This window comes from Cocleimonas sp. KMM 6892 (genome assembly GCF_035798195.1).
GTDB lineage: Bacteria > Pseudomonadota > Gammaproteobacteria > Thiotrichales > Thiotrichaceae > Cocleimonas > Cocleimonas flava.
Window position 1 is genome coordinate 408,148 of the sequence record NZ_JAPFBV010000004.1, and the last position, 12,568, is coordinate 420,715.

A 12,568-nucleotide genomic window follows, 5' to 3' on the forward strand; every position below is an offset into this window, starting at 1 on the left:
CATTGCATAGTAAGGAGAATATTTAAATGAAAGCTTTTTACCATGAGGATCAAAGTCAGCATGATCCTAAGTTTTATATGAAAAATGGTAACCCCACTCCGGCACGTGAAACCCCGGAGCGTGGAGATATTTTTCGCAATGTGATTCATGACTTAGAGATAACACTCGATCCATCCAGTGACTTTGGGATGTCTCATATTGCCGAAATTCACTCGCCTGACTACCTTAATTTTTTACAATCGGTATACCCTAAATGGGCAGCACTGCCTGATGCGAGTAAAGAGATTATTCCAAAAAGTAATCCGGGACGATATGCATCGACTTACCCCAAAGACATTATTGGTCAAGTCGGTTGGCACATAATGGATACATCTTGTCCCTTAGGCGAAGGTACCTGGAGTGGTGTTTATGCCTCGGCACAAACGGCAATCAGTGCTGCAGATGCCGTCGCAAAAGAAGAATGCAAATCTGCTTACGCTGTATGTCGCCCTCCCGGACATCACGCATTTAGTGATGGAGGAGCAGGCTTCTGCTTTCTCAATAATTCAGGCATCGCCGCCCAACGTTTATTAAAAGATTTTGATCGCGTTGCGATTCTGGATGTGGATTTACACCATGGTAATGGGACTCAGGCGATATTCTGGAACCGTCGAGATGTTATGACGATTTCCATTCATGCTGACCCTGCTTATTGCTACCCACATTTTTGGGGATACGCACACGAAAAAGGAGAAGGTGACGGTTATGGCTATAACCTAAACTTCCCAATCGACGAAGGAACTAGCGACACTGAATACATGAAAGTGCTAGAGCAAGCCCTTGATCAGCTTAAAGCCTTTGCGCCTGATGCCATCATTCTCGCACTGGGGTTAGATGCTTCTGAAGAAGACCCATTTGCAGTACTAAACCTAACAACTGAAGGTTTTGGAGAAATCGGTAAGCGAGTAGAAGCGCTGAATAAACCAACTGTCATCATTCAGGAAGGTGGTTATATCTCACCTATCTTAGGAGACAACCTGGCAGCTGTATTAAAACCGTTTGCCTCGTCTTAATGCAGCGTTTCTATTTCTGTTAACCGTTAAAAAGGTGCGCATTTTTAAATAATCACCTACTTACGTATCAATAAATTAAGCCAGTGACTAGCGAGTTTTAAGCGCAATAGTAGTCACTGGCTTTTTAGTTTTTAAAATAAAACATCACACAATAATTTATCTAATTTGTGTTAAACCCTTCTATTCTTGAATAATCATTCAATAATTATTGTAGTATCCATTTTTTCAGATTACTATCAGCACACAATCACCTAAACATAACTAATGAGGATATCAATATGACTGTAAATGCATTAATGCCACGCGAAGCTGTACCTGCTTTAAATGTTTCTTTAACCACTGGTGGAGACTTTGATCTTACGAAATCTGATGCTGAAAACTTTACTCTTGTTGTTTTCTACAGAGGCCTACATTGCCCGATTTGTGCGGTATATCTTGCAGAGCTTGAGCGTTTAGCGGCAGATTATGCAGAGCGTGGCGTAGACGTTATTGCAGTAAGCAGTGATGTTGAAGAGCGTGCAAACGATATGGCAGAAAAGATTAAAGCGAATGGCGTAAAAGTTGGTTACGGACTCAGTTTGAAAAATGCTCGTGAGTGGGGTCTATATATCAGTACATCACGTGGCTTAACGTCTATTGGAATTGAAGAGCCAGCGTTATTCAGCGAACCAGGTGTTTTCTTGGTAAAGCCAGACGGTACTTTGTTCTACGGTTCTACACAGACGATGCCTTTTGCACGTCCTCCGTTTAAAGAACTACTTGGTGCAATCGATTTTTCACTAGCGAATGATTACCCTGCACGTGGCGAATATACTGGCGAAGTATAAGAGTTAGAAAAAAGTCCCCCCCCCTACCTTGGAGCACTTTTTTCCTAAAAAAATGCAGACAGTAGTCTGCATTTTTTATTTCTACGTAATTCAGACTTGTTTAAATTCAAATAACAACAATATTAGAAGTAAATTAATAGTAAGCAATTTATCAAACAGGTTTAAATCATGAACACAGAAACAAAAACCAATCTGCAAAGTAAGAACACCTGGGTACGAGTGCTATATATGCTGTTATTTGTTCTCGCTTATAGCGCCGCAGAATTCGTACTGGGAATCACAGTCGTCATACAGGTAATCATCAAGCTGGTAACCGGCGAGTTAAACGAGCGCTTGAAAACGTTTGGAAATCAAATCTCGCTGTATATCTTCGACGTATTGAAGTTTTTAACCTTCAATTCCGAAGACAAACCATTCCCATTTGATGAATGGCCAACAGGCGAAAAATAGTCGATTTTACGCTTTATGGCATTCTAGAAAATGCAGGCCTAGATCTGCATTTTTTACCGTAGTTGACTAATTTTATAAGGTAAACTGTTCTCATTGAGTTTTAGGTCACCCCCCCACTTTGGAGGGTATTTTCTCATTTTGCTTAGACAAGCATAACTACAGAAACATTAACCTTTCCGATGGAACATAAAACGCCCCTTAGCTATCACTTTAAAGATAAACATATATGGTTTGATATGGCCTTGCTGGCATTGCTGTATGTCGTTGCAGCCTATTTTCCCATATTGAAAATCGTACCATTGGTAGCCAGCCTTGAATTATTCAGTTTTTTTAGTTTTCACTTGCTGGCGAAACGAAGTCGTTTCCAAGTTCAGGGTTTTCTGGGTGGGTTTATTTCCAGTACCGCAGTATTTGTACAGATGCTTTTCGAGAATAAGTTTGCTTCGATCAGTGAGCGTGACATGTTACTCACACTATTTTTTGCCTTATGTGCGATGTTACTGGAATGCCTGTTTATTATATTTTTTCTCTCTGAAAACGTAGCTTTCATTTATTATCTGCCGTTTCTTACGCAGTTAATTATTATTCTCGCAGCAATTACCTATTTAAATGTAAGTTCCAGTTCGCGCATTAGCAGTAAAGGTACGACTGATTCCACAGTTGAAATTGAGCTACTGAATGATCACCCGATAATCTGGAAAAATGTTGCCAAATTATCCAGCCTAATTTTCATATTTGTTTATGCCATGCACTTTATTGGCAGTGAGTTTGGTCTTTCGCGTGGCATCAGCACATTATTAATTTCACTGTTTGAAGCGCACGCCATACTTGCATCGGTAATGACGGAATGGAATTTACAATCACAAAGCTTTGACCTGATGAAGTTGTTCTTTCTAATTCTACTTGGCAACACAATCAGTAAATCATACCTTGCCATTAAAGGCTCAAACCTTTCTCAAAAGTGGTTTTTCGTATCTGTGATGTCAGGCAGTTTAATAGCGAGTATGGGTGTTACGTATATCTGGTCTCAGACATTCGCCTACCATTAAGATTCTTCTTTAACACTCCAATGCCATTAGAAATTTGCACTACCTCTAGTGGGTTTTCCGTTTCTAATAAAGGGAAGATCGGAGCTAATCTGGATTCTCAGTTTGGTTTATTTTTAAACAATAGTGTTTAATTTGCCTTTACCTTATAGGCAAGTATCAATGGAGGTCTATCGTAGGTACCTACTTGTCCTGCGTTTGAGAGAGTCATGTAAAGCGTACTTGTTGCATCATCATAGCTTGCACCGAGTATATTGTGCTTTCCCGCATCATCGTATGGATGACTCCATTTGCCATAACTGATCGGTTGAACTAACCAAGGGTCTTCAGCGGTCAGCATATCGTTTACATCGAACAGCCAAAAATAATTATAGTTATCACCGGCTTCGTAAGTACAGGGGCCTCCACACAAATTCCCGTTATCCTGAGTTATTTTATAGCCAATACCACTATGTATGCCGCCATGAGAACCAACTGCCATGAATAGTGATGTTCCAGGGATTATAAATCCATATTTAGCTTTCGAAACTGGGCCCCAAATAGGAGAGATATCTAATTTGTATTCGTTTGAGTCAGCCACAATTTGCTTACCATCTTCAAAGGGAAACACCATTTTGGGTTCGACGGCTACGGTGTTATCAACAGCAATATCAGCATCAACGGCATCTTGAGGATCAAACAAATTCAGGCTTGGGCCTTGAGAATACCTGGAAGTTATTGAGTGATTAGATGCCCAGCCAACCAGATATTCACTGCCTAAGGTTGAGACCAAATTAGCTGGGATTTTTGACATATAGCCAGCTGATCTAGCACCACCCTGGATTTGCAACATACCTTTAAAAGTGGAAGAAGATAAGTCATTCGGGTTTGAAAAAACCTGTAAATTATCTTTATTAGTACCAGAAGCGTCGTACCAGATTTCCGACGTTACCAGTAAGTTTTGCTTATAAAATAAAATTCCGTCTATTCTATCTGTTTGTTGCCCAATATCCCTCTTATCCAGAATACTCACGTATTCTTGCAAGACGTCAGCTTTAAGGATTTCTGATGCTTCTTCTGCTAAAGAAAACTCATCAGGAATAGCGAATTCAGCTATCGAATTATGATGGCTATGGCCCACCATATAAAGGCTGTTATTGTCTGGGTTATGTCCAAGAATACCTACAGCATAGTCAGATGAGGAGTCACCGCCTGCTAATGCCCTGAACGCACCCAAATACTCGATATCTAATGTTGCTTGCAATCCGAGAGGTAAATTGATTTCAGTAGGAGTCGACTGAGTAATATCTTCCGCGATATCCTGTTCAAATAAAATTTGACCGGCTACTGGTGGCGCTGTAGGTTCAACGGGATCTGTAACCGAGTCTTCAACTACCGGAGTTATAGGCTCAACTTCAGCTAAATCTTCAGTACTATCACCAGACCCACAAGCCATCAGGAAACCACTAAAACCTAATATAAAGACTAATTTTAATAGTTTGATAAACATACTCATAATCTCAAGTCCTGATTTTATACGTTAAAAATACGGCGGTTGGCTAATAAACAAACAACTCATAAGATGGGGTATTGCCTAGATACAGTGGTCTTTTGAAAAATTTAAACCGAGTTAAAGTAAACCTTACAAGTGATACTAGATGAGTTTAGTTGAAAAGGTAAATTCATCTATTTAACAATTTAATAGCTTTTAGGTCGTTTTGGCAATTTTCGCTTGGTAAATCCGACCTATGGTTTTGAAATCATCGTGTAGGTCGGATGACACTGGCTTATTAAGACTTAAGTTCTGATATTAAGATCATAATTCTAAAAATAAGTCATAGGTATCTTTGTGAATAAAACAACATGCTTACAAGCGGGCAAAGTTTCAACGTCATTTGTTGTTACGAGTGGCTTACCGCTTTCAGGAGGTTTGGATATTTATCCCGAGTTTGACTGGAGCACTACTTAAAAATCGAGTGTTAACTCACAATACAAAATGAGCTTCCCCTCACTTTCAGATAGTTTTTAATTTTTTTGTTCAATAATATAAAAAAATTGTTATCTCATGTTGCTCGGCTAATATTTTCTCTTAAAAAAATTGATCTATTGCAGCAACTTTAGTCAACTTAGGATCACCCGGTCTAACATCTGAATAAGGGTTAATACCCAACCATTGCGGCATACTTTTTGCTAATACATGAACCTATATTGTTCTGTATTAAATCGTCTTGCTGTTTCACTATCGTTTCCAGCCGACAATGAATATCATTCTGGTGGTATTGAGGAGTCTATAATTTTGCCATCATCTGTAATTTTCATATTACTAATGAGTGCTTCAGCGCCTTCTTCGTCCAAGTTATAGCGTTGCTGGACCTTGCCGAGTAGCTTTTCGTGATCTGCTTCAATCTCTAGCATGTCATCGTCGGTGAAGTTTGCAAAATATTCTTTGATTGAGCCTTTAATCTCGTGCCATTTACCAGCGAGTTCGTTCATATGCATGTTTGTTCTCCTGTAGTAAAGTTAATGTAAGAATTGCTTATAAATTAGGTTCTGATCTCTAAATACATCTGTATTTAAGCATTCGTTAGAGTCACTAAAACATAAAAATAATGCACTTTGCAAAGAAATGTCGCTGTTATTTGTCACGACTTTCTGATTTATTGGTTTTTCTTTAAGTCAAACTATAGACTGATTAAAATATATTGGATAACTCCATATCCCTCACTCCATAACCCTCACCCCAGATTCCTCAATAACAGAGCAGGCTTTACACTCATCCGCCGATGTAAATATTGTGCTCCCACCACCAGCGTAGAAACACTCACAACCAATGCCGTCAACAAGCCCACCCAAATCAAATCCGTTGAAGGTAGTTTCATCCGCCATTCCAGTAGCGGTATGGCAATCGCCGATCCCAGTAGCACCGCAAATAACGCAGTCACCAGTGCGATTAGCAGAAATTCCAAATATAGGCTTTTACGGATTTCAGATAGGCGCACACCCAGCGCATTTAATACTGAGGCTTCATAAACCTGTCGCACGCGACTAGCTGCAATCACGCTGAATAACACCAGTAAGCTGGCAATGAAGCTAATTACCGCAACCACCAACAAACCACTTGTGGCCTGGCCGAGTAAGTCACGCGCACTGGCCAAAATACGTGCGGTGCGAACTGTCACTACATTGGGGGCAACATCGGCAATGCTTTTTTGTACTAATAAGGCTTGGCCATCATCCATCCATGCCGCGCCGACATAACGCTCCGGTGTGTCGCCAAATACACCATCCGCTACGATGCCTTCAAACCAAAAGCGCGTCTGTAAGCCTTTCTGTCGGTGAATTGCAGCAATATTAAATTCCAGAGTTTTTCCAGCGACTGCATAGCTAATACGATCACCCACATTAATGCCAATGCGACGTGCTTCGCGGTCTTCTAATGACATGTTAGGAATTGGAACCGTCTGGTCTTGGTCATCACTCCACCAGCTACCTTCAACCAGCTCAATGCCATCGATATTGCCACCGCGATAACTCAACTTGTGATCATCGTTTAAGGCGTCGCGTAAGTCATCTTCCCGTTCAGAGCCTGCCACTGCATCCGCTAACAAACTGGTGACGGTTTCTCCATTGACCGAGACGATACGCCCTTGGACTAACGGAGTGAGTTCTGCTTTTGCTTGGGGCGAGGTTACTTGTATGGCTTCTTTGACGTCTTCGACTTGATCAGGACTAATGTCGTATAGCACTAAGGCAGGAGCTTCTTCAGGAATGGTTGCCTGAATAGTGCGTTGTAGCGACACCACCACCAAAGTGCAAATCACCAGCAGCGTGAGAGCTGACCCCAATGATAATAAAGAGCTACGAAGCGGTGCAGTGGGTCGATGCAGATTAGCCAACGCTAAACGAAATGCGATACCTGTGCGTAGGCCTGGCGTGTTTTCAAGTCGATGTGCGCCATGTCTGATGAGTCGCAGTGTGACTTCTAAAAGCCCCAACATCAGCGCAACCACCAGAATAAAACCAGCACCAAACAGCAATGAAGGCACACTGATAAGTACCAAGGCAATAATAGCAATCGCACAAATAGCCGTTGCCACTGCCCAATTGCGAGGGACACTTAAAGCACTATTGCCAACATCACGAAACAGACTCGCTGGCGATACTGATAAAGCTGTCCCAATCGCGGGTAAGGCAAAACAAAATGCAGTTAACAATCCAAAGAGTATGGCGCTAATGAATGGCGCGGGTAAAGCCGAAAAGGTTGTGCCGATCGGTAACTCAGCGGCAACCGCAGCGCTGCCCATTAGCGCTAGTGACACGCCCAACAATCCGCCTAACAAGCTCGCACCGCCACCCATGATGCCGACTTGCAACAGGTAAACGGTTGCGATACGTCTATTGCGCAACCCTAGAGATCGAAAGGTGGCAATCGTTTTTAGCTTGCTCTGCAAATAAGATTGGATACTACTGAATACCCCCAAACCGCCAATAAACAACGTGCTAAAACCAATGATCAACAGGCCAGAAGCTATCTGCCCGATTCGCTCAGATATACGCTGGCTGCGGTCTTCAAAAGTACGTACTTCCCAACCGCGATCAGGAAATTTCATATAGAATTGTGTTTTCCAAGTGGCTGTGGGTATGTCGGTCGCCACGCGGTAATCGTACTCGACACGTGAGCCGGGTCTGAGTAACTTTGCATCGCTGATGGCTTGAGGAGAAATCAATACGGGTGAGCCGCGCCAATCAGCGGTGAGATTGCGGTCGGGCTGCTTCATAATCAACGTACGTACATCCATTTGCAAACTGCCGATGTTGACGGTATCGCCTACCTTTAAGTCATAACGCACTGCCAGAGAGTGATCAATGGCTAGACCCCAGCGCTCATTCTGTTTGCTGATAAGCTCGCTCAAAGGCTTCTCAGGATCGAGTTGTAGACTGCCATATAGCGGATAGAAATCGTCAACGCTCTGCAGTTCGACAAGAACAAACTCATCTTTTTGCGTTCCGAGCATGGTGCGCAATTCGATCAACTGCGAGACTTTGCCACGTGCTGATATCCACGCTACTGCTTCATCGGGTAACGGCTGTGGCCGGTTAGAACTCACTTGCAGATCACCCCCCAGTAATTGGCGAGTGTCAGCTAACAAACCATCACCGACTAGACGATACATGCTGCCACTGGCTGAAACTAAGGTGACTCCCAGTACCAGACAGGCACAGAAAATCCATAGTGAGCGACCACTGGCGCGTAGGTCACGCCACGCCAGACTAAGAAGAAACCGCATGCGGCGCGTCCTCCACTAATTTACCTTGTTGCAAGCGGAATACACGCTGACACTGTGCAGCGATGGATTCATCATGCGTCACCAGGATCATCGTCGAGCCACTTTCGCGGTTTAAACCGAACAGTAATTCAATAATTCGCTCACCTGTTGTAGCATCCAGGTTACCCGTTGGCTCATCCGCTAATAACAAGCGTGGCGTGTGAACTAAAGCACGAGCAATGGCAACTCGCTGTTGTTCACCACCGGATAATTGTGTCGGGTAATGTCCCCCACGCTCTGCCAAGCCCACTCGTTCCAGCATGGTCGTCGCGACTTCGCGGGCATTCTTTCCTTCGACATTATCTTTCTCGGCGATTTCCAGCGGTAACATTACATTCCCTAACGCCGTTAAGCTCGGCACTAAGTGGAATGACTGAAACACAATACCCAAACTATCACGACGAAGATCAGCCAAAGCGTCTGCATCAAGTTTCGCTAAGTCTTTATCATCAATCAGAATAGCACCGCTAGTGGGTTGTTCCAGACCAGCGAGCAATAATAATAAAGAGGTTTTGCCTGAACCTGACGGACCTAAAATAGCGACGGTTTCACCCTGATTAAGCGTTAGATCAACGTCAACCAGCACATCCAGCTTAGCCTCTTGCAAGTCATAGGAAAAACTTAACTGCCTTAAATCTACAACCGTCTTTGAAGTAGCGTCATGTGGCGTTTTAGCAGGTTTTGAAGTCATCGTTTTTATTTCTCTGGCAGTGGTCTGTACAATGTTCAGTGCAGTGCACATCGTATGGTTCGATTGATTTATTTTAGAATGTTACATCAAAGGCCAGAGGCAACAATAAAAGCCTTTAGTTATAAGGGAAACAACATAACATCCTATTGTAGAGAGTATTTATGCCACCCCCCTACTTTAAGAGGTTTTTTTGTATCGGAAAAATTCATGAGAATATTGAAGGTGCAATTGTTCACTCTAATCAGTGAACATTACTTGTGTCATTTACGATCTGCTGCAACTTCGGACTGCGTTCCAGTAAGCGTCGAAACTTGGTTTCATCCAGAACCAATAATGTCGATGGAACAATAGTGCGTGCCTTAATGCGGCGATGCTTACCGGATAGTAATGTCATTACACCGAATATCTCACCGCGCCCTAGTCGGGATAGCCTACCAGCAGATTCTATTTCGACCGCACCAGATGCTATGAAATAGACCTTTTTCATCACACTGTCTTTATTGATAATCACAGTATCAGCGCCGACATAACGTGATTGCAGGTTACGCGCTAACCTTTTCAAGCTTGCTTCATCAAGATCAGTAAACAAGGGGTATTGTTTAATCAGTTCCGCACGCTGTACAGATAGATCAATCGACAGTCGATGCTCTGCGATTTCACGGCGTGAAGCGATGTCTTGAACCAGAGTAATATATAGCTCTTCACCTACCAGGCTTTGCTCCCGCAACGAATCGTATTCTCTTTCTTCAAGACGCAACGCCGTTCGCTGAATGATGTTTCGTCCAAGTTCCTCTGCGTATCCGGGAAATTGCAGGCGCAAACCTTCGAGGGCGGTTTCCACCATTGTCTTGCGACGACTCAATAACTCTTGAAGCAGCCCTGCCACACGACGACCATGTAAACGCTTGATGCGCGCATTAATAAAACCTTCCAGATCACCAAAGATAACACTTTGTGATAACAGCACTTCAAAACGCTCTTCGATGATGCGGGCTAGCGGTGCTGACCATCGCAGACGGTTGTGTAGAAACAATGCCACTCGATAAACGCGACGGTAATCGACACTTTTCTTGGCGGCTCGTTGATAACCCGTGCGACCTGATGTTCGAGCACCATCAATTAAACCATCTACATCAGAGATGGCGCGTTCAGCAAGACGCAACGGAAATGTTCGTTCTCTGATTCGCTCCAGTACGGCGTTACGCTCGGCTACTGCTAACGCGACCAAGCCAAGTGTGATTCGGTCACGATCACTAATAACCTCGTCTCCCTCAGCCAGATGAACAGCATCATCCACCCTTGAAGCAAACTTCTTAGCTTCACTACGTACTATTTCGTGCGGTAGTTCGAACACCTTGGTGCGCTCGCCCATATCTTCGCGAACCGTTTGTAATGCAACTGCCACTACCTGATTGGATAATGCCTGATCAACAGGCGATAGCCGATCGAGTTTCAGTAGGCTAATCACCCAGCGAAGCGTTGTACCTTGAACCAGCAAAGTGAACAGAGTAAAACCCGTTGCCAGAATACCAACAACGCGTTTAATTTCGACCGGAACTGCCTGACTTTCTGTGACTGCCAGGGCAAGCGCCAGAGTCACAGCACCTCTTAAACCACCCCATAAAATCGCGGCGCGGTAAGGCATTTCAACTTTGGGTGAAAGCCGCAGGCTGGACATTAGAGGCATGAGACCAAACAGAATAACGGCGCGTGCCACGATAGCCGCCACGACAACGACCATTACCAGGAAGATATCATCCAGACGCACAGTTTCGAGCATTCGCGGAATCAATAATGCCGCGAGTATAAATATCAAAGCGCCAGCCCAATGTGCCAACAGGTCCCATGTTTCTCGTAAATTCGTCCATGAAAAAGGAGACACCCGACTAGGCCCGACTAGCTTCAACGTAAGCCCGGCAGTAACCACTGCAATAACGCCCGATGCGCCTATGGTTTGTTCTGCGCCGATATAAGCCATATAGGGAAGAGCAACAGATACAGAGATAATCGCCCGCTCATATTGCGCGAATAACGTCATGATCCAAAGCGCGACATAGGTAGAGACCAAACCCGTTAATACACCACCTATGATCAGAACGGGAAACTTTGAAAAGGCACTCACCATAGTGGGGTTTGGAAGATTAACCGTCACAAAGGTAAGGAAAACACCTGTCAACGCGATTGCGGCAGCATCGTTTAATAAACTCTCACCTTCGATGATACGCGCCAATCTTTTTGGCGCAGCGATCGAACGAAAAATAGTGACCACCGCTGAAGGGTCGGTAGTGGAAACAATAGCACCAATCAATAAGCAAGCCATCAATGGTAACGTGCTAACCCATGATAATGCATAGCCAACTGTGAAGGTTGCCACAACTACTGCCACTACAGCTAATACCAGAATCGGCACCCAATCATCCAGCATTCGCCTCAAATTCATCCCTAATGTAGCCTGGAACAACAATGTCGGCAGGAATACATAAAGGAATACGTTTGAACGTATTGGGAAATTCAGTATTGCCTCTGCAACCGGATTGAGGGCATCAGTAAGCTCGGTATTTAGAAAGAACGTTGCACCACCACCAATGAGGATGCCAAGTATCGCCAATATCGCACTAAAAGGTAGATTTAAGCGTGCCGCCAGAGGCTCTGCCGCTGCAATGACCAGAAACAAGGCGCTGATAATGGTGGTGATTAAAACAATATCCATAAACGATCAAAGTCTATCCGGAAAATAACAGAAACAAGGCAAATCCTACAGGGTTGATTAGATCATAAGGCACTTATTGAAAGTAGACAAAGGAACATTCACATCAACGGTTCATTTGTTAATAAGTCTCTGATTAAGTTTTTAAAATAAAATTCAGAAAAAGCATAAAAAATTTAAAAAATATCATTTCCAATGCATAAAAGCGTCAGGATTTCTTCCCAATGATTGCAATCAGATTAAATGGCACCCCCCTACTTTGGGGCACTTTTTTTAGTAAATTATTTTTTATTTAAAAAGGTTTCCTATAGCCATCTTTCTGTGAAGAAGTACCTAATTACATGATACGGCTAATTAATAGAAATATTGTGGATGCCTAATATAAACATCATAGAAGTAGCCTAGATAAGCGGAAGCGTCATCTGGGTTTCGAAAATTTACTACCAATGGTTGAGGAGTTGATTATGTGCCAATATTCATTCGTAAGAT

General features: G+C 43.3%; 9 protein-coding genes. 4 read left to right on the forward strand and 5 right to left on the reverse strand.

Annotated features, from left to right (window positions below):
- Window positions 1–26 precede the first annotated feature (26 nt).
- The 4 genes from OO007_RS13545 (at window position 27) to OO007_RS13560 (ending at window position 3,378) form a co-directional block, all read left to right on the forward strand.
- Window positions 27–1,052 (forward strand): histone deacetylase family protein, encoded by a 1,026-nt coding sequence (locus OO007_RS13545; protein WP_325809208.1) that lies wholly within the window; start codon window positions 27–29, stop codon window positions 1,050–1,052.
- 278 nt (window positions 1,053–1,330) lie between these two features.
- Window positions 1,331–1,879, forward strand: a complete 549-nt coding sequence (locus OO007_RS13550) for a peroxiredoxin-like family protein (RefSeq protein ID WP_325809209.1) — start codon at window positions 1,331–1,333, stop codon at window positions 1,877–1,879.
- Window positions 1,880–2,047: 168 nt separating this feature from the next.
- A complete protein-coding gene (locus OO007_RS13555; RefSeq protein ID WP_325809210.1) occupies window positions 2,048–2,329 on the forward strand; it encodes a DUF4389 domain-containing protein in 282 nt (93 codons plus the stop codon).
- Window positions 2,330–2,508: 179 nt separating this feature from the next.
- Window positions 2,509–3,378 carry a DUF4010 domain-containing protein gene (locus OO007_RS13560; protein ID WP_325809211.1) on the forward strand — a complete coding sequence of 290 codons (870 nt, stop codon included), beginning with the start codon at window positions 2,509–2,511 and terminating at the stop codon, window positions 3,376–3,378.
- 127 nt (window positions 3,379–3,505) lie between these two features.
- Here OO007_RS13560 and OO007_RS13565 read toward each other — a convergent pair whose 3' ends face one another.
- From OO007_RS13565 to OO007_RS13585, 5 genes are all read right to left on the reverse strand, one after another.
- Window positions 3,506–4,870 carry a hypothetical protein gene (locus OO007_RS13565; RefSeq protein ID WP_325809212.1) on the reverse strand — a complete coding sequence of 455 codons (1,365 nt, stop codon included), beginning with the start codon at window positions 4,868–4,870 and terminating at the stop codon, window positions 3,506–3,508.
- A gap of 749 nt (window positions 4,871–5,619) precedes the next feature.
- Window positions 5,620–5,853: a CsbD family protein gene (locus OO007_RS13570; protein ID WP_299875548.1), complete on the reverse strand. Its 234-nt coding sequence runs from the start codon at window positions 5,851–5,853 to the stop codon at window positions 5,620–5,622.
- Between the two features lie 236 nt (window positions 5,854–6,089).
- Window positions 6,090–8,642, reverse strand: coding sequence for an ABC transporter permease (locus OO007_RS13575; RefSeq protein ID WP_325809213.1), 2,553 nt, complete (start codon window positions 8,640–8,642; stop codon window positions 6,090–6,092).
- Window positions 8,626–9,372 carry an ABC transporter ATP-binding protein gene (locus tag OO007_RS13580; protein WP_325809214.1) on the reverse strand — a complete coding sequence of 249 codons (747 nt, stop codon included), beginning with the start codon at window positions 9,370–9,372 and terminating at the stop codon, window positions 8,626–8,628. Before OO007_RS13580 ends, OO007_RS13575 begins: the two co-directional genes overlap by 17 nt.
- A gap of 241 nt (window positions 9,373–9,613) precedes the next feature.
- The gene (locus OO007_RS13585) at window positions 9,614–12,082 is read right to left on the reverse strand and encodes a cation:proton antiporter (RefSeq protein WP_325809215.1); all 2,469 of its coding nucleotides are present in this window, start codon (window positions 12,080–12,082) and stop codon (window positions 9,614–9,616) included.
- Between the last annotated feature and the right edge of the window lie 486 nt (window positions 12,083–12,568).

Bases quoted from the DNA above. Each gene is read 5' to 3' on its own strand.
- OO007_RS13575 (WP_325809213.1), bottom strand. From the start codon at position 8,642: ATGCGGTTTCTTCTTAGTCTGGCGTGGCGTGACCTACGCGCCAGTGGT.
- OO007_RS13545 (WP_325809208.1), top strand. From the start codon at position 27: ATGAAAGCTTTTTACCATGAGGATCAAAGTCAGCATGATCCTAAGTTT.
- OO007_RS13565 (WP_325809212.1), bottom strand. From the start codon at position 4,870: ATGAGTATGTTTATCAAACTATTAAAATTAGTCTTTATATTAGGTTTT.
- OO007_RS13560 (WP_325809211.1), top strand. From the start codon at position 2,509: ATGGAACATAAAACGCCCCTTAGCTATCACTTTAAAGATAAACATATA.
- OO007_RS13570 (WP_299875548.1), bottom strand. From the start codon at position 5,853: ATGCATATGAACGAACTCGCTGGTAAATGGCACGAGATTAAAGGCTCA.
- OO007_RS13585 (WP_325809215.1), bottom strand. From the start codon at position 12,082: ATGGATATTGTTTTAATCACCACCATTATCAGCGCCTTGTTTCTGGTC.
- OO007_RS13550 (WP_325809209.1), top strand. From the start codon at position 1,331: ATGACTGTAAATGCATTAATGCCACGCGAAGCTGTACCTGCTTTAAAT.
- OO007_RS13555 (WP_325809210.1), top strand. From the start codon at position 2,048: ATGAACACAGAAACAAAAACCAATCTGCAAAGTAAGAACACCTGGGTA.
- OO007_RS13580 (WP_325809214.1), bottom strand. From the start codon at position 9,372: ATGACTTCAAAACCTGCTAAAACGCCACATGACGCTACTTCAAAGACG.